This is a genomic window from Cardiobacterium sp. Marseille-Q4385, assembly GCF_916618745.1.
GTDB lineage: Bacteria > Pseudomonadota > Gammaproteobacteria > Cardiobacteriales > Cardiobacteriaceae > Cardiobacterium.
Genome location: NZ_OU745373.1, coordinates 845378 through 867940 on the forward strand (window position 1 = coordinate 845378; position 22563 = coordinate 867940).

The 22563-nt window shown below is 57.4% G+C and carries 22 protein-coding genes, 1 tRNA gene and 1 pseudogene; 13 read left to right on the forward strand and 11 right to left on the reverse strand.

Going from position 1 to position 22563, the window contains the following annotated elements; translation table 11 throughout:
* Nucleotides 1-100: 100 nt before the first annotated feature.
* The 5 genes from LG374_RS03995 to metG all read right to left on the reverse strand — a co-directional run bounded on the left by LG374_RS03995 (nt 101) and on the right by metG (nt 4586).
* Nucleotides 101-748: a histidine phosphatase family protein gene (locus LG374_RS03995; protein WP_225756498.1), complete on the reverse strand. Its 648-nt coding sequence runs from the start codon at nt 746-748 to the stop codon at nt 101-103.
* Nucleotides 749-751: 3 nt separating this feature from the next.
* Complete coding sequence (locus LG374_RS04000; protein ID WP_225756499.1) at nt 752-1204, reverse strand: DUF441 domain-containing protein; 453 nt, start codon at nt 1202-1204, stop codon at nt 752-754.
* A gap of 5 nt (nt 1205-1209) precedes the next feature.
* Nucleotides 1210-1623: a GNAT family N-acetyltransferase gene (locus tag LG374_RS04005; RefSeq protein WP_225756500.1), complete on the reverse strand. Its 414-nt coding sequence runs from the start codon at nt 1621-1623 to the stop codon at nt 1210-1212.
* 5 nt (nt 1624-1628) lie between these two features.
* The gene (locus LG374_RS04010; protein WP_225756501.1) at nt 1629-2426 is read right to left on the reverse strand and encodes an alpha/beta hydrolase family protein; all 798 of its coding nucleotides are present in this window, start codon (nt 2424-2426) and stop codon (nt 1629-1631) included.
* A 135-nt stretch (nt 2427-2561) separates the two neighbouring features.
* A complete protein-coding gene (gene metG / locus LG374_RS04015) occupies nt 2562-4586 on the reverse strand; it encodes a methionine--tRNA ligase (RefSeq protein ID WP_225756502.1) in 2025 nt (674 codons plus the stop codon).
* 216 nt (nt 4587-4802) lie between these two features.
* On the opposite strand from metG, the gene LG374_RS04020 reads away from it, so the two are divergent.
* On the forward strand, nt 4803-5171 hold the full coding sequence (locus LG374_RS04020) for a glucarate dehydratase (protein ID WP_225756503.1): 369 nt from the start codon (nt 4803-4805) through the stop codon (nt 5169-5171).
* A 185-nt stretch (nt 5172-5356) separates the two neighbouring features.
* Nucleotides 5357-5842: a C40 family peptidase gene (locus LG374_RS04025; RefSeq protein ID WP_225756504.1), complete on the forward strand. Its 486-nt coding sequence runs from the start codon at nt 5357-5359 to the stop codon at nt 5840-5842.
* A 104-nt stretch (nt 5843-5946) separates the two neighbouring features.
* On the opposite strand, the gene dcd is transcribed toward LG374_RS04025, so the two are convergent.
* Nucleotides 5947-6516 carry a dCTP deaminase gene (dcd, locus tag LG374_RS04030; protein ID WP_006986043.1) on the reverse strand — a complete coding sequence of 190 codons (570 nt, stop codon included), beginning with the start codon at nt 6514-6516 and terminating at the stop codon, nt 5947-5949.
* A 48-nt stretch (nt 6517-6564) separates the two neighbouring features.
* Nucleotides 6565-7071: a dihydrofolate reductase gene (locus LG374_RS04035; protein ID WP_225756505.1), complete on the reverse strand. Its 507-nt coding sequence runs from the start codon at nt 7069-7071 to the stop codon at nt 6565-6567.
* A gap of 280 nt (nt 7072-7351) precedes the next feature.
* Here LG374_RS04035 and LG374_RS04040 point away from each other — a divergent pair, with 280 nt between their 5' ends.
* Nucleotides 7352-8266, forward strand: a complete 915-nt coding sequence (locus LG374_RS04040; protein ID WP_225756506.1) for a hypothetical protein — start codon at nt 7352-7354, stop codon at nt 8264-8266.
* 390 nt (nt 8267-8656) lie between these two features.
* On the opposite strand, the gene LG374_RS04045 is transcribed toward LG374_RS04040, so the two are convergent.
* Nucleotides 8657-10420, reverse strand: coding sequence for an assimilatory sulfite reductase (NADPH) flavoprotein subunit (locus LG374_RS04045; protein ID WP_225756507.1), 1764 nt, complete (start codon nt 10418-10420; stop codon nt 8657-8659).
* A 163-nt stretch (nt 10421-10583) separates the two neighbouring features.
* Here LG374_RS04045 and LG374_RS04050 point away from each other — a divergent pair.
* Nucleotides 10584-10918, forward strand: a pseudogene (locus tag LG374_RS04050) (transposase); the annotation flags it as partial.
* A 125-nt stretch (nt 10919-11043) separates the two neighbouring features.
* Here LG374_RS04050 and LG374_RS04055 read toward each other — a convergent pair.
* Together LG374_RS04055 and LG374_RS04060 are read right to left on the reverse strand one after the other, a co-directional pair.
* Nucleotides 11044-11117, reverse strand: a tRNA-Gly gene (locus tag LG374_RS04055).
* Between the two features lie 184 nt (nt 11118-11301).
* Nucleotides 11302-12165, reverse strand: a complete 864-nt coding sequence (locus LG374_RS04060; protein ID WP_370639328.1) for a polyprenyl synthetase family protein — start codon at nt 12163-12165, stop codon at nt 11302-11304.
* Between the two features lie 116 nt (nt 12166-12281).
* On the opposite strand from LG374_RS04060, the gene LG374_RS04065 reads away from it, so the two are divergent.
* Nucleotides 12282-13346: a 3-deoxy-7-phosphoheptulonate synthase gene (locus LG374_RS04065; RefSeq protein WP_225756509.1), complete on the forward strand. Its 1065-nt coding sequence runs from the start codon at nt 12282-12284 to the stop codon at nt 13344-13346.
* A 123-nt stretch (nt 13347-13469) separates the two neighbouring features.
* Here LG374_RS04065 and tal read toward each other — a convergent pair whose 3' ends face one another.
* On the reverse strand, nt 13470-17294 hold the full coding sequence (tal, locus tag LG374_RS04070; RefSeq protein WP_225756510.1) for a transaldolase: 3825 nt from the start codon (nt 17292-17294) through the stop codon (nt 13470-13472).
* A 261-nt stretch (nt 17295-17555) separates the two neighbouring features.
* Between tal and LG374_RS04075 the strand changes: the two genes are divergently transcribed.
* The 8 genes from LG374_RS04075 to LG374_RS04110 are packed head-to-tail and all read left to right on the forward strand — an operon-like array spanning nt 17556 to nt 22523.
* Nucleotides 17556-18347: a cell division protein ZapD gene (locus LG374_RS04075; protein WP_225756511.1), complete on the forward strand. Its 792-nt coding sequence runs from the start codon at nt 17556-17558 to the stop codon at nt 18345-18347.
* A 2-nt stretch (nt 18348-18349) separates the two neighbouring features.
* Nucleotides 18350-18877, forward strand: coding sequence for a phosphatidylglycerophosphatase A (locus LG374_RS04080; protein ID WP_225756512.1), 528 nt, complete (start codon nt 18350-18352; stop codon nt 18875-18877).
* Between the two features lie 19 nt (nt 18878-18896).
* Nucleotides 18897-19379 carry a peptidylprolyl isomerase gene (locus LG374_RS04085; RefSeq protein WP_225756513.1) on the forward strand — a complete coding sequence of 161 codons (483 nt, stop codon included), beginning with the start codon at nt 18897-18899 and terminating at the stop codon, nt 19377-19379.
* A gap of 41 nt (nt 19380-19420) precedes the next feature.
* The gene (locus tag LG374_RS04090) at nt 19421-19819 is read left to right on the forward strand and encodes a hypothetical protein (protein ID WP_225756514.1); all 399 of its coding nucleotides are present in this window, start codon (nt 19421-19423) and stop codon (nt 19817-19819) included.
* Nucleotides 19816-20526: a DUF4328 domain-containing protein gene (locus tag LG374_RS04095; RefSeq protein WP_225756515.1), complete on the forward strand. Its 711-nt coding sequence runs from the start codon at nt 19816-19818 to the stop codon at nt 20524-20526. Before LG374_RS04090 ends, LG374_RS04095 begins: the two co-directional genes overlap by 4 nt.
* Nucleotides 20523-21200: a DUF4328 domain-containing protein gene (locus LG374_RS04100; RefSeq protein WP_225756516.1), complete on the forward strand. Its 678-nt coding sequence runs from the start codon at nt 20523-20525 to the stop codon at nt 21198-21200. The genes LG374_RS04095 and LG374_RS04100 overlap by 4 nt, the downstream gene beginning before the upstream one ends.
* Before the next feature lie 31 nt (nt 21201-21231).
* On the forward strand, nt 21232-21906 hold the full coding sequence (locus LG374_RS04105; RefSeq protein WP_225756517.1) for a DUF4328 domain-containing protein: 675 nt from the start codon (nt 21232-21234) through the stop codon (nt 21904-21906).
* Nucleotides 21903-22523, forward strand: a complete 621-nt coding sequence (locus LG374_RS04110; protein ID WP_225756518.1) for a glucose-6-phosphate 1-dehydrogenase family protein — start codon at nt 21903-21905, stop codon at nt 22521-22523. Before LG374_RS04105 ends, LG374_RS04110 begins: the two co-directional genes overlap by 4 nt.
* The last annotated feature ends 40 nt before the right edge of the window (nt 22524-22563 follow it).

Below are 22563 nucleotides of genomic sequence, written 5' to 3' on the forward strand. Positions count from 1 at the left end.
TTGGCGGCCCACCACACAATTTCTTCATCGGCTTCATGGTGGGCTAAAGCCCACCCTACGCGCTTGGTCGCTACACCATCGAGCAGGTTGGTGGCAGCATTTAGGCGAGGTGCGCCGTATCGTTCACGCGCTCAACCTGGAAATGGCCGCTGTCGTCATCGTTTTCCGCCCGGTAGCGGACGATGTTGATCGCGGTGTTGTGCAGGGTTTCGCTGCGCCCCGCCTCGCGATGGTTTTGCCAGGTCGCGCCCTGCATCAGTGCCAAGAGCAGGCGCAGGGTGTGGCCGTGCGAGACGATGAGCAGGTTGCCGCTTTCATGCACGCGCACGATGTCATCGATAGCCGCCTGGGCGCGCGTGGCAAGTTGTGCCCAAGTTTCGCCGCCGTTCGTCTCGGCACGGTACGCTGCCGGAGCGTTGACGAGTTGCTGAAACTCCGCCGTGGCGCGGATGTCTTCCACTTTCCGCCCTTCCCAGTTGCCGAAGTGTTGTTCGTTCAGCCCGGTGTGCTGAAAGAGCGGTACATGAGCGGCGCGTTCGTGCAGGATATGGCGGGCGGTGGCGATGGTACGCGGCAGGCAGCTGCTGTAAGCGGCGGCAAAAGGTATGTCGCAGAGGGCGCGCCCGGTCAGGCGGGCAGCGTGGATGCCTTGCGCGGTGAGCGGCGAATCGCCCCAGCCCTGCATCAATCCCTGCACGTTCCATTCGGTCTGGCCGTGGCGGATGAGGTAGAGGGTGAGGGTTTTCATCGCTCAGTTTCCTTTGCCGATGAAGAGCGAAAGGATGCCGGCGGCGATGAGCGGGCCGACCGGCACGCCTTTGAGGAAGGCAACGCCGATGACGGTGCCGACGATAAGCCCCGGCACGACGCCGGGTTGGTTCAGCATCAGGGTTACGCCGCGCCCGCCCAGCCAGGCGACGGCGACGCCGACGCCCATCGCGGTCAGCACTTTCCAGTTGCCGAAATCTGCCATGCCGAGGGTGACTTTGCCGCTTGCCAGCGGACTGAGTACGCCGATGGTGAGCAGGATGATGCCGAGGCTGACGCCGTTTTTTTCCATCCATGGCAGGTAGCGGGTGAGCGGGGTTTGCTGAACGAGCAGCAGCAGGGTCGAGGCGATAATAACGGGGGCGTTGTGGCTGATGACGCCGAGGGCGGCGAAGACGAGCAGGATGAGGGCGGTGGGGTCGATGTTGAGCGGCATGGCGGTTATTCGGTGGGGTGTAGGGTCATGAGCAGCGCATCAGTGCGGCTGCCGTCGGGATTGGGGTAGTAGGCTTTGCGCCGCCCGCTGACGCGGTAGCCGAGGCGCTGATAGAGCGTCTGCGCGCCGTGGTTGTCCGCGCGCACTTCGAGGTAGGCGGTGGCGGGAGCAAGGGCGGCAAGGGCGGCGTGATGCAGGGCGGTGGCGATACCTTGTCGCTGCGCGGCGGGGGCAACGGCAAGCGCGAGCAGTTCCATTTCGTCCAGCACGCTGCGGCAGGCGATGAAGCCCAGCGGCGTGCCGTCTGCTGCCGCCAGCCAGACGCTGTCGCCGCTGTCGGGGCGGCAGACGTGCGCAGCGTCGGCGAGTGCGTGCAGGGCGGGCAGGTCGGCGCTGCCGGCGCGACGGATGGCGGGCACGGCGCTCAGTCCTGGTATTCGTTGTGGAAGACGAAGTGTTCGGGGATGTGCGAATGGACGAAGTAGAAGCTATGATCGTAGCGCTTGCGCCGGTTGAGCCAGATTTCCCCGCTTTTGATGCGCGGCGCCATGGCTTCTTCGAAGGCATCGATGTTGATTTTGCTGCCGAGGTAGCGGTCGTCGGTGCCCTGATCTATCCACAGCGGCAGCGGCGCGGCATCCGGATGGGCGAGATACCATTGCAGCGGGTCGAATTCGGCGGGTAGCCCGTAACGGGCAAGGTGCTCTTCATACCACGGGGTGCCGTAGAAACCGAGCCACGGGGCCAGCGCCGAGAGGCTGCGGTAATGGTCAGGCTTTTTGCGGGCTAGGTGGAAGGCGAGCGTGCCGCCGAAGCCGTAGCCCATGATGCCGCGCCCGCCGGTGGTGGCGAGGTGGGCGCGCAGCACAGCGGGCAGTTCTTCGAGGAGGTAGTCGTCCAGCGCGTCGCGCTCGTGGACGTATTGGCCGATGCGCGCGTCGTCGTCGCCCTGGTAGATGTTGAAGAGGTCGGGGATGACGAGGATGGAGTCGTAGCGATTGGCGTAGCGCTGGTAGTCGCTCTGGCTGGCGACAAGGCGGGCGCTGGTCTGGATGCCCGGCAGGTAGTAGGTGGTGTGGCAGGGCCGCTCTTTGAGCAGCATGGCGACGGGGACGTACACCGCGATTTCCAGCGGGCGGCGCAGGGCTTCTGCGTAGTGGCGGTAGATGCGTTGTTCGCCTTTGAAGCTGGTGTGGGCTTCCAGTTGTTCAAGCGGGTTCATGGCGGGTTCTCCAAAAAATGCGGACATTTTTGTCATGGGAGCCCCGCCCTGCCGCAAGCGGGAGGAGGGGCTTTTCAGGGTTTTTTAGCGCATGTCTCATGGCGACGGGATGTTCGAACTTCTATGGGCAATAGCTCAGCTGATTTTCATCCCGGCTTTGACGCCGTCGCCGGGATTCAGCAGATGCAGTTCACCACCGCTCGTGGCGGAGAGGATCATGCCGGTGGAGACGCCGAAACGCATTTTACGCGGCGCGAGGTTGGCCACATACACAACCATGCGGCCGATGAGCTCTTCCGGCTGGTAATACGCTTTGATGCCGGAGAAGACTTCGCGTTCACCGAGTTCGCCGACGTCGAGTTTGAAGCGCAGCAGTTTGTCCGAGCCGTCGATGTGGCCGCATTCGAGGACGCGGGCGATGCGCAGGTCGGGTTTGGCGAAGTCTTCAATGCTGATCCAGTTTTCGCTTTCCACGGGTTTGGCTCCTTTGTTGATGCTGGTTTCTTCTTTGAGGTCTTCTTTGCTGTCGTTGATGACGGCGGTGATGGTTTTTTCGTCGATGCGCTGCATGAGCGGCTGGTAGGGCTTGATGGTATGGCCGAGCAGCGGGTGCTGGGCGTCATCCCAGGTGAGCGGGGCGATGTTGAGGAAGGCTTCGCTCGCTTCCGCCAGTTGCGGCAGCACAGGTTTGAGGTAGGTGATGAGCTGGCGGTAGGCGTTCAGGCCGACGGTGGCGATGGTTTGCACGGCGGCGCGGCTTGCCTCGTCTTTGGCTTTGACCCAGGGCTTTTCTGCATCGATGTATTCGTTGGCGGCATCGGCCAGTTTCATGATGTCGCGCATTGCCTGGCTGTATTCGCGCCGCTCGTAGGCGTCTGCGATGTCATTCGCTTTGGCGGTAATGCTGTCGAGGAGGGCAGTGTCGGGCAGCGCGTCCGCCAGTTGGTTGGCGAAGTGTTTTTCGAGGAAGGGCGCGCAGCGGCTGGCGAGGTTGACGAGTTTGCCGACGAGGTCGCTGTTGTTTTTCTGGCGGAAGTCGTCGAGGTTGAGGTCAAGGTCTTCGACGCGCGCGCTCAGTTTGGCGGCGTAGTAGTAGCGCAGGTTTTCCGGTGGCAGGTGTTTGAGGTAGGTCTCGGCTTTGATGAAGGTGCCGCGCGATTTGCTCATTTTTTCGCCGTTCACGGTGAGGAAGCCGTGGCAGTACACGCCGCTCGGTTTGCGGTAGCCCGCACCTTCGAGCATGGCCGGCCAGAAGAGCATGTGGAAGTAGGCGATGTCTTTGCCGATGAAGTGGTAGAGCTCGGTGTCGCTACCGGCGCGCCAGTAGGCGTCGTAGTCGATGCCGTTACTGTTGCACAGGGCGCGGAAGGCGCCCATGTAGCCGATGGGCGCATCCAGCCAGACGTAGAAGTATTTGCCCGGCGCGTTCGGGATTTCAAAGCCCCAGTAAGGCGCGTCGCGTGAGATGTCCCAGGGTTGCAGGCCGGCCTCGAACCATTCGGCGAGTTTGTTGCGCATGGCGTCTTGCAGGTCGGCGGTTTGCAGCCAGTCGCGCAGGAAGGCATCGAAGGCAGGCAGATCGAAGAAGTAGTGCTCGGAATCGCGCAACACGGGCGCCGCGCCGGATAGAACGGAATAAGGCTGGATGAGGTCGGTCGGCGCGTAAGTGGTGCCGCAGTTTTCGCAGTTGTCGCCGTACTGGTCTTTGGCGTGGCATTTCGGGCATTCGCCTTTGACGAAGCGATCAGGCAAAAAGAGGTTTTTTTCGGGATCGTAAAGTTGCGAGATGGTGCGGCGCAGAATGTGGCCGTTGTTATCAAGCTTGTTGTAGATGTCGGTGGTGATGGCGCGGTTTTCTTCGCTGTGGGTGCTGTGATAGCAGTGGTGGTCAATGAGGAAACCGGCAAAGTCGCGGCAGTGTTCGGCGCGACTTTTGTCGATAAGCGCCTGCGGGCTGATGCCTTCTTTCTCGGCGCGCAGCATGATGGGGGTGCCGTGGGCGTCGTCGGCGCAGACGTAGTGGCATTCGTGGCCGCGCAAACGCTGGAAGCGCACCCAGATGTCGGTCTGGATGTGTTCGACCATGTGGCCTAGGTGGATGGCGCCGTTGGCATACGGCAGGGCGCTGGTTACGAGAATGCGGCGTTTGGGCTGCGTCATGTGTGCCTCTTTTAATAAATTGGAAAGGGCGGCATTTTAGCAAATCCGCCGCTCCCTCCCGTTGTGGCGGGCCAACACACTCAGCTTATTTCCGGGCTGGGTATAACCGCATTCCCGCTGCCTGCCCTGCTCGCCGCTTGCGACAAACCGCGAGCGGATAAAACGGCAATGGCATTCGCTATAATCCGCCGCGTTTTTTTCGGAGCCTTGATTTATATGATGCTGGATTCTTCTTTATTTTGGCTGCTGCTGCGTTATGCGGAAGCGGTACACGCGCATGATCCGTTTGCCGCCCCACCTCCGCCGCGAACGCCGCCCGCCTATATGCAGGACTGCCTGCGCAAGAGCGGCAATCCCGAGGGGGCGCTGGAAAGTTGCGCTTTTCTGGCGATGACGCAGCTTGACGGCGATATTGAGCAGCGGCACCTGCGCCACAGCAATGATGCGGACTGGCAGGACAGTTTGCAGCGTTTCAAAGACTTCCGCGCGGCGCGCTGCCGCCTGGAGCGGGAAGCGCCGGATGAGCTGCTGTGCCGGGTGCGTTTGTCGCAACAATATCTGGAAGGTTTGCCGCGTGTGCCGTGAGGATTTCGCGCTGTTTTCTGTGCTCTTGAGACGTTCGCACATTGACGGATGAATTTTTCGTTAAGTATAGTGCGCCGTCTTTTGCCGCCCGGGGCGGCGGGATACTTCTTTTTTAATCACCTAACCCTATGAAGAAAGAAACTTTTTTGGGCATACTGGCGCTCGCACTCGGAGGTTGCAGCAGTATGTCGCGTGAGACCGTGGCGCTCAATCACGGCATTGAACTGGAAAGTCTGAAAAGCGATACGCCTGCCGCTCCGCCGAAACGGATGCTCCCCACCGATTCCACCCGTCACCGCCTGATTGCCGGCGGCAAGAAATTGATCGGCACGCCGTACCGCTACGGCGGTAACAGCCCGAAAGGCTTTGATTGCTCCGGCCTGGTGCAGCACGTCTTCGCCGAACAGGGCTTCCGCCTGCCGCGCAACAGCAGCGCACAATTTAACGCGCTCCTGCCGGTACGCGACCCGAAACCCGGCGACCTGGTCTTTTTCCACCGTGGCAACGGCAACATCAACCACGTCGGCATTTATCTCGGCGACCAGAAGATGCTGCATGCCCCGTCACCCGGGAAGCGGGTGGAAATCGCCCGCATCGATCAGGGTTACTGGAAGAAGCGCTACGTCGGCGCCCGCACAGTCATCCACGAACGCGCCACGGTTTCCCGCTGAAGCGTCTATATCAAGAAGCCCCGCTATCGCGGGGCTTCTTTGTTTTCCCACTCCCACAATTCACGGCGCTTGGGCGGATCCAGTCATGACGCCGCTTGGCGGGATTAGGCGCGCGGCAGGGTAACGCCGGTCTGCCCCTGATACTTGCCGCCCCGATCGCGGTAGGACACGGCGCAGGGTTCGTCCGCCTGCAAAAAGAGCATTTGCGCCACGCCTTCGTGTGCATAGATTTTCGCCGGCAGCGGCGTGGTGTTGGAAAATTCGAGGGTCACATGCCCTTCCCATTCGGGCTCAAGCGGGGTGACGTTAACGATAATGCCGCAGCGGGCATAAGTGGATTTGCCGAGGCAGATAGTGAGGATATCGCGCGGGATGCGGAAGTATTCGACGGTGCGCGCGAGGGCAAAGCTGTTCGGCGGGATGATGCAGACGTCGCTTTGAATATCCACGAAGCTCTGCGGATCAAAGTGTTTGGGATCGACAATGGCGCTGTTGATGTTGGTGAAGATTTTGAATTCGTCCGCACAGCGCACGTCGTAGCCGTAGCTGGAGGTGCCGTAGGAGATAAGACGCTCACCGCCCGCATTGCGGCTGATGAGGGTAGGTTCGAAGGGTTCGATCATGCCGTGTGCGGCGGCCATGTGCTGTATCCAGCGGTCGTTTTTGATGCTCATGGTTTCTTGTGAATGGAGTGTAGGCGGCGATTATACGGTGGTGGCGCATCAACCGGCGGGGCTCTTCGCCGCTCGGTCATAACGGCAAAAGGTCAGGGCGTAGGGATTGCGGGCATCGGCGGGGGGCTCCTCGCGCGCGGTTTCCCGCCACGCAGCGGGATCAATCGGCGGAAAGAAGCGGTCGGCATCGGCGATTGTCGTATGGACGTGCGTAACCAGCAGGACATCGGCCAGCGGCATGGCGCGGTGATAAAGCTCGCTGCCGCCGATGATGTAAAGCGCCTCGCCCTGCGCAGCGGCAAGGGCGGCAGACAAGTCGGGGCAGACAGTCGCATCGGGCAGAGTCAGCGCCGGATTGCGGCTGACGACGAGGTTTTGCCGCCCCGGCAAGGCGCGGCCAATGCTGTCATAAGTTTTGCGCCCCATGATGACCGCATGGCCGAGGGTATGCCGCTTGAAATGTTGCAGATCACGTGGCAGGTGCCACGGCATCTGATTGTCGCGGCCAATGGCGCGGTTGTCGCTCTGCGCCACGATAAGGATGATTTCAGGCATGGAGAAAGAGAAGGCGGATAAAAGGGCGCTTCTTATATCAAGCCATGCGCAGCGTGACAAGGCACGCAGGACGATCTGGGCGGCAGCCACGCCGCTTGCATCTGCCTTGCCGGAGGGCTACTGTCCGCCCCACACCCATACATCCCCGCAAGGAGGAAACATGAAGCAGCAACGACAGCAGCGACCATTCGAGATGCCTTGGCAACAAAGCCGCATCACGCACAGCAGCGCTGTGGGCGATGCTGCTTTTTTTGCATCCGCGCAGTGAAGGAGGGGCACGATGTTCACCCTGTCCGACCTTGCCATGCTGCTCTTCATCGCCGCATGGGGCATCATCATTCTGACCATCGTCATATTGATCTGGCTCTTTCGCAAAATGCGCGGCCTGCCCCTGTGGGTCAGGCTGATTCCCACCGCACTTGTCTTGAGCTTCTTCGTCCTGCCTGCCATTTGGGAACACTACACAGAACGACTGGCCGAAGAAAAAGACTGGGCGGAATACCGCGAATACCGTGCCGTATTCGACGAACGCTGCAAAAATGCCGGCGAAACCATCTATCAAACCGTGCAAGACGTGGAAGGCATTACCCTGCTTAAAGTATGGGGCGATTCGCCCAATAACAATGCGCATACTAAAATGACCAAACAATGGGAATTTGCGGGATTGCCACGAGAAAGCAGTGGCACGAGCTATATTAGTAATTTTCTATACTGGTGGCGAATAGTACCAGACCTATATAGTGAAAGACTTTATATATATGAATATAATCCCATATCGCAACAAAAAAACATTCAGAAACTTAAGAAGAAATATCAAGTACATCCTGGTTATAAATTTGTTGATGTTAAACAACAAGATGGTAATTTTTTGCGCTACCAATTTATAACAGAAGATTGGAAAGAAAGTGAAAAGATAACTTTACAATCTGCTCGCTATGCGGTAACTTTTGATAACCCCATTATTCAAGAAGACCGTAATCGCTGGATTGCGACAACAATCGTCACTATCCTGGATACGGAAACGAATACTATCCTGGCGAAAAAACAGTGGTATGCGTTTGAAGAAACCAGAGGGCAACGCTATCAGGAACCCACCCAGTGGCTTGGTGCTATAGTTTGCCCTTATCCTGGAGAAAGTTCTGCAATCTATCAATTTGTAGAAAATGTCCTAATTCCCAAACAAGAAGAAATATAATGAACAGGGCACAAATATTATCCCAAGATAGTACAGTTTATACGGCATAGGCATCTGCCAAGAGGCATAAATATCTAATTCATTAAGCGGATAAATGCTGAACCCGCAAGCAGCGTAATTACTGGGGTTTTATTCCCCCCCTTCCGACCTTCAGTCACCTTCCCCCGCAAGCGGAGGAAGGTTTTTTGCGTCAAAGCGGTGTAAACACTGGCCCCGCCAAGCGGCGTCAATACTGGGGTTGTCTGCAACGTCTCAAAATCAAAAAACGCGTAGTTTCCCCGCCTGGCGGTCGCTTTTACCGAGAATGCAAAAAGCAGGTTGCACCTGCTCGATGCCTGAAGCCTATCCTACGCCCGGCAAGCGGCGTAAAACCTGAGGTTGGCAAGCAGCTCAATACACATCCCGCTGGTAGCGGCGTTCTGCGCGCAGGTTGTCTAGGTACTCTTCCGCGTCTTCCGCACTCATGCCGCCAGCGCGGGCGATAGCATCCATCAAGGCGTGTTCGACATCGCGCGCCATACGCGCCGCATCGCCGCAAACATAAATGTGTGCGCCGCGTTGCAGCCATGCCCATAGCTCGTCCGCATTCGCTGCGATTTTGTGCTGCACGTATTCTTTTTCTGCGCCCTGGCGGCTCCAGGCGAGATCGGCACGAGTCAGCAGCCCGTCTTTGCGGTATTGCAGCCATTCGGCCTGATAGAGGAAGTCATCGGTGAATTTGCGGTTGCCGAAGATGAGCCAGTTATCACCCGTCGCACTATTGGCAGCGCGCGCCTGCATGAAGGCGCGGAAGGGCGCAACACCGGTGCCAGCACCGATCATGATGATGGGAGTCACGCCGTCTGTGGGCAGGCGGAAGTTGGCGTTGGGCTCAATGAAGACGCGCACGCTGTCGCCTTCGGTGAGGCGCACACCCAGATAGCCGGATGCGGCGCCGGTGTAGTGCTGGCCGTGGTGGTCGTATTCGACGACGCCGACGGTGAGGTGCACTTCCTCGCCGACTTCGTCCTGGCTGGACGCGATGGAATAGAGGCGCGGCGTTTGCGCGCGGAAGAGCGCGGCGAGGTCGGCGGCGGCGACAGGCGCAGGGTGCTCGGCGAGGATACCGACGGGCGGGGTGGCGGCAAGGTAAGCGGCAAGCGCATCGCGATCGGCAGCAAGGGTTTGCAGGGCTTCATTGCCTGTCAGCGCTGCGTATTGCTGCACGAATTGTGGCGTGCTTTGCGTGATGTCGCGCGCGCTTGTGAGCAGCTCGCGCAGCGGTGTGCCATCTATTAGCGCGTCACCATCCGCGCCGCTCAGTTGCAGGATTTCCGCCACCAGCGCCGGATCGTTTTCCGGCCAGACACCGAGCGCGTCGCCAGGCTGATAGCGGATGCCGCTGTTGCTGAGGTCGATTTCGATGTGGGCGACGTTTTTATCCGCCTGCCGTGCGGTGATTTTCTGCCGCGCGCTAAGGCTGGCGGTGAAGGGGCGTTCTTTGTTGTAGGTAACGCCGCTTGTAGTAGCTGTGACCGCCGTGGCGCTGCCGGAGGGAACCACTGTGGCAGAAAGCGCCGCGATGCTGGCGGTAGCCGCTTCTATCCAGGCGGTAGCAGTCGCCTGGTAGTCAAGGTCACAGATACCGGGTTCGGCGAGCCGGGTCGCGCCGCATTGTGCAAGTAAGCGGTCGAAGTCGCGCCCTGCTTGGCAGAAATCGGGGTAGCTGGAATCGCCGAGGCCGAGTACGGCAAAGCTGAGGTCGTCGAGTTTCGGCGCTTTCTTGCCGCTTAGCAGCTTGAAAAGCGGCACGGCTTCTTCCGGCGGCTCACCTTCGCCCTGGGTTGAGGTGACGATGAGGATGATGTCTTCATCGGGCAATTGTTTGGGTTTGTAATCGGCAGCATGGATGTGCTGCACGGCAAGCCCGGCAGCGCTGAGCTTGTCGGCGAGTTGTCCGGCAACTTTGCGCGCGTTACCAGTCTGCGAGGCGGAAATGATAGTGATGCGCCGCGCGACCGGGGTGGCGGCGGGGATGATGTCAGGAGTCGGGATCGTGGCAGGGATGGCAGCACCCTCGCTCTTCGCCCAGGCGTATCCAGCGAGGAAGGCAAGTTGCGGCGCGGAGAGGTGTTGCAGTTGCGCGAGCAGTTCGGGAGTCAGGGGGATGTTCATAGTAGGCGCTCATGATGGTTTTCCCCACTGTACCGGCGTTGCACCGCGAAGGGAAAGACGCAATGGTTGGGTGGTGATGCGCTTTGGTTATATGGCATGTAACGGATTGCCGGGAGGAGCAGCGCCGCCAAGCGACGCTGCTTTGCAGCTGCTCCAGTAAGAACTTGCGGTAACGACGGCGGATGTTACCGATAGAAAAGGTGCCTGCTAGCCTTGGAACGTGGGCGGGATAATCTTGGCGCGGTACAAAAAATCCTTGCTGACGGTGGTTACACGGACAAGGTATTTGCTTCGTCAATACAGGAATGGATGGGTGCGGAGATAGAGATTGCCAAACGAAACGAATCGCACCGTTTTGTGGTATTGCCGAAGCGATGGGTAGTAGAGCGCTGTTTCTCTTGGCTGGAAAAGAACAGAGAACTTTGGAAAAACTGCGAGCGTAAGCTGAGTACCAGTCTGCAAATGGGAGTTTTGGCTTTCTTGGGAGCCCTGCTATGAAGGCTATGAATATGTCCTGATACCAATAAATTATTTGCATTTGGGGGATACTTCCTGGCAGTCCAAGAGAGCAGCGGTTTTTACAGGCAAAAAGAAAGCCCCTGATAGGGGCTGATAAGTAGGTGTGGAGCGGGTGAAGGGAATCGAACCCTCGTCGTAAGCTTGGGAAGCTTCTGCTCTACCATTGAGCTACACCCGCCCGTGATGGGCGCGGATTATATAGTGGCCATTTTATGAAATCCATACGGGAAGTCCGCTTGCGCCGCATCTTTCCAGCAGTATGGGTCTTCGTCTGGTATTTGCGGATGACAATTCTGTGGCGGCATGATTCACCGGGCCCGGCGAAGTAAAGCGATACGGCTCTGGGTTGTCAGTACGTTTACTCAATTTTTTCGCCCGTCAATTATTGCCAACAGTGCCTGTAGATGGGGGGCGGCATCGGGTAGTCGTGCTGCCGCCGCGCGTGTCTGTGCGCTGTATGTCGTAAAAGCGGCGCGGGCGGCATCAAGGCCGAGCAGGGCGGGATAGGTATTTTTCCCTTGGACGGCATCTTTACCAGCTGTTTTGCCGAGAGTAACGCTGTCGGCGGTTGCGTCCAGGATGTCATCGGCAATTTGGTAGGCAATCCCGAGGGCAGTACCCAGCGCGTCAAGGGCGGTACGGTGTTCGTCGTAGCTGGTGGCCGGGATGGCACCGCAGTGCAGCGCGGCACGAATTAAGGCTCCGGTTTTGCCAGCGTGCACCGCTTGCAGTTCGTCCAGGGTCAAGCGGCTACCGGTTGCGATGATGTCGCGCATTTGCCCGCCAACCATGCCACGCCAGCCGGCCGCGTCCGCCAAGATGCGAATTTGGGCTATTTGGGCGGCTGGCGGCAGCGGACTGGTTGCCAGGAGTTGAAACGCAAGGGTATTCAGGGCATCGCCGGCAAGGATAGCGGTCGCTTCGTCGAAGGCTTTATGCGTGCTGGGGCGACCACGTCGCAGGTCGTCGTCATCCATCGCGGGCAAGTCGTCATGGATGAGTGAGTAGGCGTGTAGCGCTTCCAGAGCGCAGGCGGCGGCATCCACTGCGTCCAGCGGCACGGCAAAGTCGTCCGCCGTCGCGTACACCAGCGCGGCACGCAGCCGCTTGCCGCCGCCAAGGGTGGCATAACGCATCGCGTCGGCAAGGCGTTCTCCGGCAGGTGGCAGGCAGGCGGCAAGGGCAGTTTCGAGGCGGTTTTGGTAGGCGGCAAGCAGGTCGGACATGGTAGTCATGCGGTTGGGGAAAGCGCTGGATTGTACTGGAAATGCGTCACCGCCCCTACCGTTGCTCACTTTTTTACGTTATCTTGCCAAACCCGAGTTTTTTTATGGAATGCACCATGCAACCTTTAGATGATTTACGCATTGCCAGCATTGATGAATTAATACCGCCCGTTACCCTGCTGGAACGCCACCCTCTGACGACATCCGCCGCCGCCACGATCAATACTGCACGTGAAGGTATTCATGCCATTTTGCACGGCACAGACGATCGCCTGCTGGTTGTGGTTGGGCCCTGTTCGATTCATGACGTGGATGCTGCTCGCGAATATGCGACCCGCCTGCGCCCGCTGACTGAACGCTACCGTAAGCAGCTGCTGATTGTGATGCGCGTCTATTTTGAGAAGCCGCGCACCACGGTTGGCTGGAAAGGCTTGCTCAACGATCCGTTCCTGGACGGTTCGTTTGCCATCAATGAAGGGCTCAGCATCGGGCGCAAACTGCTGCTGGATTTGGCGGAATTGGGTATTCCAACCGCCGTTGAATATCTTGATGTCATCAGCCCGCAATATATCGCTGATCTGGTCAGTTGGGGGGCAATCGGCGCCCGCACTACGGAAAGCCAGATTCACCGTCAGCTTGCCTCAGGGCTTTCCTGCCCGATCGGCTTCAAGAACGCGACCAATGGTGATGTGCAGATTGCGGTTGATGCCATTGTTTCGGCGCGCTGTGCGCACAGTTTTCTCGGCGCCACCAAAAGCGGGCATGCCGCAATTGTCAGCACACGCGGCAATGAGGACTGCCATCTCATCCTGCGTGGTGGTAGCAATGGGCCGAATTACGATGCTGCACACGTCAAGGCCGCCGTTGCCACGCTGGCAGCGGCCCATGTACCGCAGAATGTCATGATCGATTGCAGCCACGCCAACAGCAACAAGCAGTACCTGCAGCAAATGACGGTTGCCACCAGCGTTGCTGCACAGATCGCCGCCGGTGATCGCCATATCATCGGTCTGATGGCGGAAAGCAACCTGGTCGAGGGCGCGCAAAAACTTGAGGCGGGCAAACCGCTCACTTATGGACAAAGTATCACCGACCCTTGTATCGGCTGGGAAGATACGGAAAAAATGCTGGCATTGCTCGCTGATGCTGTGATGGAGCGGCAGAAAAAAATCCCGCTGTAACCGCATGAATATGCAATAAGAAAGGCGCTGTTAGACAGCGCCTTTTTAGTGCTGGTTGATGTCAGCAGTAAATGCGCTTCCCCCGCAAGCGGTGGAAGGCTTGATACACGGTGAATAGATGTCTCAGTGCTCGTCGTTGCCTTCGGTATTTTCACCATCTTGTGTCGCTTCGGACGCTTTCGGGGGCAGGGTTTCTACCGCCTGATCCGTTTCAACGGCAGGCATGGCACTCTCGTCATCCGCAGCGGCTTCGTCATTGACTGAGGGGGCAACTTCTGTCGCTTCGGTTGTCGCTGGCGTGGCAACATCGTCAACTGCTGGTTCAACCGGAGTATTTACCTCTGGCATTTCTTCAGTCTCTGGTGCAGCTGCGGTATGTTCTTCTACCGCTTCTTCGACGCTATCACCCTCATGCATCGCTGTTTCCGCAGCAGGTGCAGCGCTTTGTTCAGCCGCCTGGCGCAGGGTTTTGATTTTGCCTGCGAGGGTGGCAAGCAGTTCGCTGAAGGCTTTTTCAAAGCCTGCCAGGCCTTCTGCTTCGAGTTCGACGTAGAGCTGTGCCCAGTCAATGCCCGCATCGCTGATTTGTTGCAGCAGTTGCGGGGCCTGATCAATGTTGCGCAGCAGGGTTTCTTCAGCTCGACCATGGTCTTTGTAAGCGGCATAGGTCGCAGGCGGAATGGTATTGACGGTGTCGCGGCCAATCAGCAGTTCGACGTAGCGCACATCCGAGTAGGCGGGGTTTTTGGTACCGGTACTCGCCCACAGCAGGCGCTGCACAGCGGCACCTTTTTTGGCGAGATCAAGCCAGTCGTCGTGGCTGATGCGCTCAAGGTAGTAACTGTATGCCGCCTGGGCATTGGCAATGGCCGCCCGACCACGCAGGTCGGCGTGTTCGTCGGCAAGCAGGGCATCGATTTTGCTGTCCACGCGGCTGACAAAGAAGCTGGCGACGGAACGCAGCAGGTCGATGGATTGGCCACTGGCAACGCGTTCTTTCAGGCCGTCGATATAGGCTTCGAGGGTCTGGCGGTAGCGTTCCGGCGAGAAGAGCAGGGTGGCGTTGACGTTGACGCCTTCGGCGGTCAGGCGGCGGATGGCGTCAATGCCGGCCAGTGTCGCCGGCACTTTGATCATCAGGTTTTCCCGCGCGACACGGCGGTAGAGGTCTAGTGCTTCGGCCACGGTTTTGTTGCTGTCGTGGGCGATGTCGGGCGAGACTTCCAGCGAGACCATGCCGTCGGTGCCGTTGGTTTTTTCGTATACGGGCTGCATCAGGTCGCAGGCGCGGCGGATGTCTTCGATGGCAAGGGCATAGAAGGTGTCGCGTACGCCACCGGTGTTGTTTTGCAGCCAGTGCTGCAGGGCGCTGTCATAGGCATCGCCAGCGAAGGCTTTTTGGAAGATGGCGGGGTTTGAGGTGATGCCGCGCAGGTCGTCTTCGGCAATGAGGCGTGCCAGTTCGCCGCTGTCGAGCAGGGTGCGGTCAATGTTGTCGTACCAGACGCTTTGTCCCAGTGCCATCAGTTGGTGCAGCGGGTTTTGTGCGGTGTTTTTGGCGGCGGGGACGTGCAGCGGATAGTGCGCGTCTTCGCGCAGTTTGTCGCTGGGCAGCAGGGCGGGCGCTTTGGTCGGGGCATCATCCAGCAGGGCGACAAGTCCCGGTGCTTCGGCATCCGACGGCGGCAATGGCTTGATTTTGGCAAATGACGGCGCTTTTTTGACGGGCGGTGTTGTTTCGGCCTCGCTTTGTGGGGCGAGGTCTTCTATCAAGCCAGGGGCATCGATTTCGACGTCGTTTTCCGGCTGCGCCTGCGGGATGTAATCCGCTTTGCCCTGACCGCGTACGGCGTGGATGTCGCGCGGACGGCCTTTGCGCACGGTACGGCCATTGATTTCTTCCGGCGGGTTGAGCAGGCTTTCCAGTGTCGGGTTGATGTCGTCTTTCGGTACGGCACTGCGCGCGGTTTTTTCGCGTTCACGACGCGGTGCTGCAGTTTCTTCGCGCGGGACGTTTTGTTGCAAGGCTTCTTCGTAGCGGCGTGCGGCTTCTTCCTGGCGGCTGTTGTCGCGTGAGCGGCGCGGTTCTTGTGCCACGGGTTCAGCAGGCTTGGTTTCAGCCTGTTTGTTCGGTGCAGCAGTGCGCGGTGTTTGTTCTTGCCGTTCGCGACGGTTACGCGCAGGTGCGGTGCGTTCGCGGCGTTTATCGGCAGCAGCCTGGGATTCTTGCGGCTGGGACGCGTGGCTGTTGTCCTTGAACAGGGCAACGACTTTGGAAAAGAGGGCTGCCAGTCCGCGTTTGTGTTCGCTGCTGTTGCTGACTTGCGGCGCAGGCGCGCGCGGTACGACACCTTGCACGGCGGCTTGCTCGGTCGCCATGTCCTCGGGGTGAACGACGGTGTCGTTTTCTTCGTGGCTTTCGTGGCGGGTACGCAGGCGGTAGCTTGGCGTCGGTGCGGCGTCATCGTCGATTTCGTCATCGCGTTGGCGCGAGATGTAGTAGTCCGGCGTATGCAGATCGGCATTCGGCACGAGGACGACTTCGACTTTGTTGCGCTGTTCGATTTGCCGGATAGCCGCACGTTTTTCGTTAAGCAGGTAGGTGGCGATGCTTACTGGCAGTTCGCCGGTGATGCGCTGGGTGCGGTCTTTCATCGCTTCTTCTTCGATGAGGCGCAGCAGCGAGAGTGCCATGGACTGGATACCACGGATTGAGCCCTGCCCTTTGCAACGCGGGCAGACGCGGTGGCTGGATTCGTCCATGGACGGGCGCAGGCGCTGCCGCGACAGTTCGAGTAGGCCAAAACGTGAGATGCGCCCGATTTGTACGCGGGCGCGGTCAATTTTGGTTGCGTCGTAGAGGCGGGTTTCCACGTCTTTACGGTTGCGGCTGATGCTCATGTCGATGAAATCAATAACGATGAGGCCGCCAAGGTCGCGTAGGCGCATTTGGCGCGCAATTTCATCTGCCGCTTCAAGGTTGGTCTGGTAGGCAGTTTCTTCGATGTCGCCACCTTTGGTCGCTTTCGACGAGTTGATATCGATGGAAACGAGCGCTTCGGTGTAGTCAATGACGAGTTCGCCGCCAGATGGCAGCTGTACGTTGCGCTGGTAAGCGGTTTCTATCTGCCCTTCGATTTGGTAGCGGGTAAAGAGCGGGATGTTGTCCTGGTAGAGTTTGAGTTTGTTGAGGTTGTTCGGCATGACCAGGGTCATGAAGTCACTGGCCTGCTGATAGACGCGTTCGTCGTCGATGAGGATTTGCCCGATATCCGGACGCAGATAGTCGCGCAGGGCGCGGACAATGATATTACTTTCCTGGTAGATAAGGCGTTGCAGCGGGGCTTTACGGTATTCTTCAGAGATGGCTTCCCACAGTTGCAGCAAGAAGTCGAGATCCCATTGCAGTTCTTCCTGGGCGCGCCCCACCCCGGCAGTACGCACGATGATGCCCATGTTGTCCGGCACGTCGAGCAGATCAAGGGTTTCGCGTAGTTCTTTGCGGTCATCCCCCTGAATGCGACGTGAGACGCCGCCAGCGCGCGGGTTGTTCGGCATCAGGACGAGGAAACGTCCGGCAAGGCTGATATAGGTAGTCAGTGCTGCGCCCTTGTTGCCGCGCTCTTCTTTGTCAATTTGTACCAGCACTTCCTGCCCGACTTCTATCATATCCTTGAAGCTGGGGTGGTCGTCGTGAGTGGTGGTGGATCCGGTCAGATATTCTTTGGCGATTTCCTTGAAGGGCAGGAATCCGTGCCGCTGGGCACCGTAATCTACGAAAGCCGCTTCCAGCGAGGGCTCAATACGGGTGATTTTACCTTTGTAAATATTGGCTTTTTTCTGTGCGGAATAAAGGGTTTCAATATCAAGGTCGTAGAGTTGCTGGCCGTCAACCAGCGCGACACGCAGTTCTTCCTGCTGGGTCGCGTTTATAAGCATTCTTTTCATTATCCGGGCTCCGCAACCGCATGCCGAGACACACGGCTGTCATTAAGTAAAAAACAATGCCCGATCAAGCATCGTGCTTTTGTCGGACTTTATAATAAGCGTATGAAATCTAAGGTGTCGGACGGCTTCCGTAGCCGTGAATCCGGCGCGAAACTATACCAAATCAGCCCTCTTACACGCAACGCGACGGGCGGGGCTTGCGCCTTGCGGCGCGCTTGTGCCACGATATGCGCCCTCTTCGCACCGATAGCGCTCCACATCATGCCGATCAGTCCAGAAACCCAATGCCAATTAAGCACTTACGAACAGCCGCTCAATGAACGCATCCGTCTGTTCATGCGTCTGGAATCCATGTTTTTCCAAATGAAAAACTTCCACCGTGCCGACGAATACTATTCCATCCAGCTCTTCCTTGATGCCCTCTTTGACGTATTGGATTTTTTGCACCGTTACGAAATTCGCTCGGAAATCATCAAAGAATTACAAGGATACAAAACGGGTATTGACCGCGAACATTTTGCCCTGTCATGGACACTGGACGAGCGGGTAGCGACACTGGAAAGCATTGATATGTCGCTGCAAGAAGCCTATGCGCTAAACTTTAATCCCATCAGTGCCTTACGAGAAAACGAACTCTTCACCAGCCTGCGCCAGCGCAACTTCAATCAAAGCGGCAACTGCCTCTTTGAAGTCCCCGCTTACCAATACTGGTTGCTGCAAAACGAAAATCACGAAAACCCCTTCCTGCGACAATGCTATGAAATGTTCCTGCCCATCGCGCGTGCTGTTGCGCTAGTACTACGCCTGGTGCGTGCCGGAGCGGAACTGACCAACGAATACACCGATGACGGCATCTTCCTGAAAACCCTCGACAGCAACCGTCGCAACCAGATGATCCGCATCCATCTCGACGACGAGCACCACGTCTTCCCGCGCATCAGTGGCGACAAACACCGCTTCTCGGTACGTTTCATGACCCAGGAAAACCCGGAAGAACGCGCCAAACAAGTCGAAACCCCGGTACGCTTCGCCCTGCAAACTTGCGTCCTCTGACCATGAACGCCAAAAACCCCAAAGGCTTCCGCCCGCATACCTTCGCCAGCCTTGTCAAAAAACCCGTCCACTTCTTTGCTTTCGGTCTTGGTAGCGGCCTGATACACCCCGCTCCCGGTACTTGGGGTACCCTCGCCGCCACCATCCTCTACTACCCGCTCTCATTCCTGCTGACAGGCCCCATCACCACCGCTATCTTCCTGCTCGCCACCTTTGCCATTGGCTGCTGGCTCTGCGACAAAACCTCGCACGACCTCGGCGTGCATGACTTCGGCGAAATCGTCTGGGACGAATTCGTTGGCGTGTGGATCGTGCTCGCCTACCTGCCGCCTGTCCTATGGCAACGCTGGGGAATACTGCCCTGCTACCTTGCCGCCTTCCTGCTCTTCCGCGTCTTTGACATCGCCAAACCTCCGCCCATCCGGCAAATCGACCGCCGTACCCCGGGCGGTTTCGGCATCATGCTGGATGACGTCCTTGCCGCCATCTACGCCCTTATCCCCTTATGGCTCATCGCCGCCATCATCTAACCCAACCCAAGGATTTCCCATGCCTATCCAAAAAAACAGCGTCGTCGAACTCGCCTACGAACTCTATGACGACCAGGGACAACAAATCGTCCACGACGGTGCCCCGCTTACCTACCTGCACGGCGGCTACCACGGCACCTTCCCCAAAGTCGAAGCAGCACTGGAAGGCAAGAACATCGGCGACGAAATCGACCTCACCCTCGCCCCTGCCGACCACTTCGGCGACTTGCAACAAGAACACATCCGCCGAGAACCGCGCGACATCCTGCCGCCGGAAATCAAAGTGGACGACATCCTGGAAGGCGAAGACGGCCACGGCCACATCCGCTACTTCCGCGTGACCGACATGGACGATACCCACGCCACCCTGAACGGCAATCACCCGCTGGCTGGCCTCACCCTGCGCTTCAAGGCAAAAGTGCAGAGCCTACGCGAAGCGACCGCCGACGAAATCGCGCATGGCCACGTGCACGGCCCGCACGGACACCATCACCACCATTAAAGCCAACACAAACACAGGCAGCGCAAGCTGCCTTTTTTGCCATGAATGCCTACGCCGATGACACACTCTACGAATACAGCGCTCTACACGGACTGGAATGCTGGCTGCGTCGCTTCATCCGCGCCTACCAAATCACCGCCGTCTTCCTCGGGCTCGCTTTCATCACCACCGTCTGCCTCGCCCTCGCTTGGCTGTTCTGCGCCAACGAAAAGCTCACCTTCTGTTGGTGGACGACCTTTCTCGCCGTTGGCATCTGCGGCATTATTGCCGACAACATAAACGCCGTCAGCCTTGCCGACATCGCTATCACCGCCCTCATCCAAATCACCCTGTACCTGCTGGCGATTACCTCGGCGCACACCCTCGCTACCATCACCCGCCCCCAGCAAACCTACTTCGCCGCGCGTCCATTCACCGCAAAAAAGGGAGCACAGCCATGAGCCGAAAAACCTACCACTACCAGAATCCCGCCACCTACACCCGCTTGCTGCGATACTTTACTTGGACCTGTATCGCATATACAGGCAGCATGATTCTCTGCTTTCTGTTCCTTATATTTATCTTATATACCAAAGACTACATATCTTACGAAACCATTGGAAGATTGATAATACAAAATCAAACTGCTATGGCGGCTATTGGATATTGGATAACTATCATTTTTACCATATGCCATATGATAGTCATCATCTTTGTTTCATTGTGGACATATCGCGCAACTGCCAATACACACGCCCTTATTCCCAAGCCAAAACAGCCACACTATGCCTCGCCGGGATTGGCAGTCGCTTACTATTTCATCCCGATTATCAACATTTTTTGCCCGCGTCTGACGATGCTGGATCTTTGGGAAAAAAATTTAGCGCTCAATAACGACAAGCGGGAAGAGGATAGCGGTGTCGTCCAACTATGGTGGGTTGGTTTTGTCGTCTTTGTCATATTGGCCAGCTACGGAAAATACTATGGCGAACATAACATAATCAACGAATCCACCCTCAAAACAAGATTCATCATAGGAATAGCCTTCCTCACCAGCTACCTCATATCCGCCCTATCGCTCATCCGTATTACCCGCACCATCAGCCAGGCACAACAAACCTACGCCACCATGCGGCCCGCACCAAGCGAAACCAGGGAAACCCCATGAATGCCTACGCCGATGACACCCTTTACGAATACAGTGCTTTGCACGGACTGGAATGCTGGCTGCGTCGCTTCATCCGCGCCTACCAATATACGACCATAGCGGCCATCCTCACCCTGCTAACCATCGGCTACCTCGCTTGGCGCGGCAACCAGGCTGCCGCTGATTACTTCCGCTACCTGCCCTATTTGCGTCATGCCGACACTCTCTACCAAATCCTCACCGTCTTTACGGCTATCTTCTTCATCATCAGCGGCCTCATGACCTTCGCTTGGCTCTTTTGCGCCAACGAAAACCTGCATGCTCTCAGCCCCAAGCACGCCAAAATCCGTTACACCCCGGGACGGACTATCCTCTGGTGGTTCATCCCGATCCTGAACCTCTGCTATCCATACAGCATCATGGCGGAACTATGGCGCGGCAGCCTTGCCCTTGCACACGATCCTGAATACGACAACGAAAACCTCATCTTCCGCTGGTGGATAACCTTCCTGGCTATAGGCGGCAGCAGCATGATTGCTGGCCATACCGCCAACGCCGTTATTACGGGTATTTTCTTCCTGCTGACCATGCACACCGTTGCCCTGATTTCAGCGCAGACCCTAAATATCCTCATCCACCGTATCAACCAGGCACAAGCCGCCGTTTACCAACAGCAGCAAAACATCGCCCGCTAGGATCAGTCCCCCAAGCCATAGAGGAATCCCCATGAAGGACTATAAATACAACAAATTACAATCGCTCACCCGCTATCTGCATTACATCCTGTATCTACTCACGCTTTGCAGCTGCTTTAGAATATTGTTCCTTGCTTTTACCTATTTTCTAACTACAAATAATAACGCATTCAATAAAAACCACTTTCCAAAAGAATTTCTAGAAAATTTAGGCCATATTTACTTGATAATATGCTGCATTGAAATAATCAGCTTCATAATTTGCGCAATATTGTCATTAAAATGGATTTACCGCAGTGTTGCCAATCTTCATTCGTTCAACATACCGAATGTACATTACCAACCATATCAAGCCGCATGGTGCTGCATTCTCCCCATTATCAGCCTTATTGCCCCTTACCAAATCGTCTCTGAATTATGGTTCAAGAGCTTTGCCGTTTTAGATGATAAAACCTGCTATAAACGAAATATCATTTCTGTTTGGTGGATATGCTTCCTGTTCAATGCTCCAACTTATAGGATGTCTTACGCATGGATACAAAAAGATCCGTTTAGTCCATCAGGCTATATAACAGGAATTATCAATTGCTTATTGGTTACTATAGCAGCCCTGTTATTTATCAAAATCACCCGCGCCATCAGCCAGGCACAACAAACCTGCGCCACCATGCGACCCGCACCAGGCGAAACCACGGAAACCCCATGACCCCCAACCTCAGCCCCGCCAGTTGCGACCTGTTTGACCTGCCCTGCTACCAGTTCGCGCAACTGAAAAAATACGCCCCCGAAGCCATCCCGCAAATCAAGGCCGACTACAAAGCCGCTTGGGAAAACTGGCGCGCCGTTATCAACCGCGTGAGCGAACACCTCGGCGAACCCTTTGCCGCGCCGCATATCGAGCGCTGGTGCAACGGCTGGCAAGTGCGCGCCCACTTCTTCGCCTACTACAAATACCGCGACTGGCAGGATACCGCCGCCATTCTCTCCGTCCTGCTCAACCAGCGCCGCCTCACCGTCAGCCTTGACTGGCACTGCTACAAAGCCGGCATCTCCACCACTACTCTGGCTCACTACAACCACTGGCTGGACGCGCTTGACCGCGAACACTACGCCGCTTACGACCTCTGGCACGGCGACGAAGACGAGTACGCCGACTACCCGACCGTTGCCCAAACGGCGGACATTCGCCTGCGCAACGTCGACGACTACTACAATATCGGCAAACACATCGAGCGCGACCAGCTCGGACGCGAAGATAGCGCGACCTGGATAGCGGCAACCATCCGCGACCTGCAACCGCTTTACGAAGCCTGCCATCCCTAGCGGCTCGAAGCGCCGCCAAGCGAGACAACCACGCGCTTTT

What these genes read in the sequence shown, in the direction of transcription:
- LG374_RS03995 (WP_225756498.1), bottom strand. Translation starts at nt 748, where the DNA reads ATGAAAACCCTCACCCTCTACCTCATCCGCCACGGCCAGACCGAATGG.
- LG374_RS04000 (WP_225756499.1), bottom strand. Translation starts at nt 1,204, where the DNA reads ATGCCGCTCAACATCGACCCCACCGCCCTCATCCTGCTCGTCTTCGCC.
- LG374_RS04010 (WP_225756501.1), bottom strand. Translation starts at nt 2,426, where the DNA reads ATGAACCCGCTTGAACAACTGGAAGCCCACACCAGCTTCAAAGGCGAA.
- metG (WP_225756502.1), bottom strand. Translation starts at nt 4,586, where the DNA reads ATGACGCAGCCCAAACGCCGCATTCTCGTAACCAGCGCCCTGCCGTAT.
- LG374_RS04020 (WP_225756503.1), top strand. Translation starts at nt 4,803, where the DNA reads ATGATGCTGGATTCTTCTTTATTTTGGCTGCTGCTGCGTTATGCGGAA.
- LG374_RS04025 (WP_225756504.1), top strand. Translation starts at nt 5,357, where the DNA reads ATGTCGCGTGAGACCGTGGCGCTCAATCACGGCATTGAACTGGAAAGT.
- dcd (WP_006986043.1), bottom strand. Translation starts at nt 6,516, where the DNA reads ATGAGCATCAAAAACGACCGCTGGATACAGCACATGGCCGCCGCACAC.
- LG374_RS04035 (WP_225756505.1), bottom strand. Translation starts at nt 7,071, where the DNA reads ATGCCTGAAATCATCCTTATCGTGGCGCAGAGCGACAACCGCGCCATT.
- LG374_RS04040 (WP_225756506.1), top strand. Translation starts at nt 7,352, where the DNA reads ATGTTCACCCTGTCCGACCTTGCCATGCTGCTCTTCATCGCCGCATGG.
- LG374_RS04045 (WP_225756507.1), bottom strand. Translation starts at nt 10,420, where the DNA reads ATGAACATCCCCCTGACTCCCGAACTGCTCGCGCAACTGCAACACCTC.
- LG374_RS04060 (WP_370639328.1), bottom strand. Translation starts at nt 12,165, where the DNA reads ATGTCCGACCTGCTTGCCGCCTACCAAAACCGCCTCGAAACTGCCCTT.
- LG374_RS04065 (WP_225756509.1), top strand. Translation starts at nt 12,282, where the DNA reads ATGCAACCTTTAGATGATTTACGCATTGCCAGCATTGATGAATTAATA.
- tal (WP_225756510.1), bottom strand. Translation starts at nt 17,294, where the DNA reads ATGAAAAGAATGCTTATAAACGCGACCCAGCAGGAAGAACTGCGTGTC.
- LG374_RS04075 (WP_225756511.1), top strand. Translation starts at nt 17,556, where the DNA reads ATGCCGATCAGTCCAGAAACCCAATGCCAATTAAGCACTTACGAACAG.
- LG374_RS04080 (WP_225756512.1), top strand. Translation starts at nt 18,350, where the DNA reads ATGAACGCCAAAAACCCCAAAGGCTTCCGCCCGCATACCTTCGCCAGC.
- LG374_RS04085 (WP_225756513.1), top strand. Translation starts at nt 18,897, where the DNA reads ATGCCTATCCAAAAAAACAGCGTCGTCGAACTCGCCTACGAACTCTAT.
- LG374_RS04090 (WP_225756514.1), top strand. Translation starts at nt 19,421, where the DNA reads ATGAATGCCTACGCCGATGACACACTCTACGAATACAGCGCTCTACAC.
- LG374_RS04095 (WP_225756515.1), top strand. Translation starts at nt 19,816, where the DNA reads ATGAGCCGAAAAACCTACCACTACCAGAATCCCGCCACCTACACCCGC.
- LG374_RS04100 (WP_225756516.1), top strand. Translation starts at nt 20,523, where the DNA reads ATGAATGCCTACGCCGATGACACCCTTTACGAATACAGTGCTTTGCAC.
- LG374_RS04105 (WP_225756517.1), top strand. Translation starts at nt 21,232, where the DNA reads ATGAAGGACTATAAATACAACAAATTACAATCGCTCACCCGCTATCTG.
- LG374_RS04110 (WP_225756518.1), top strand. Translation starts at nt 21,903, where the DNA reads ATGACCCCCAACCTCAGCCCCGCCAGTTGCGACCTGTTTGACCTGCCC.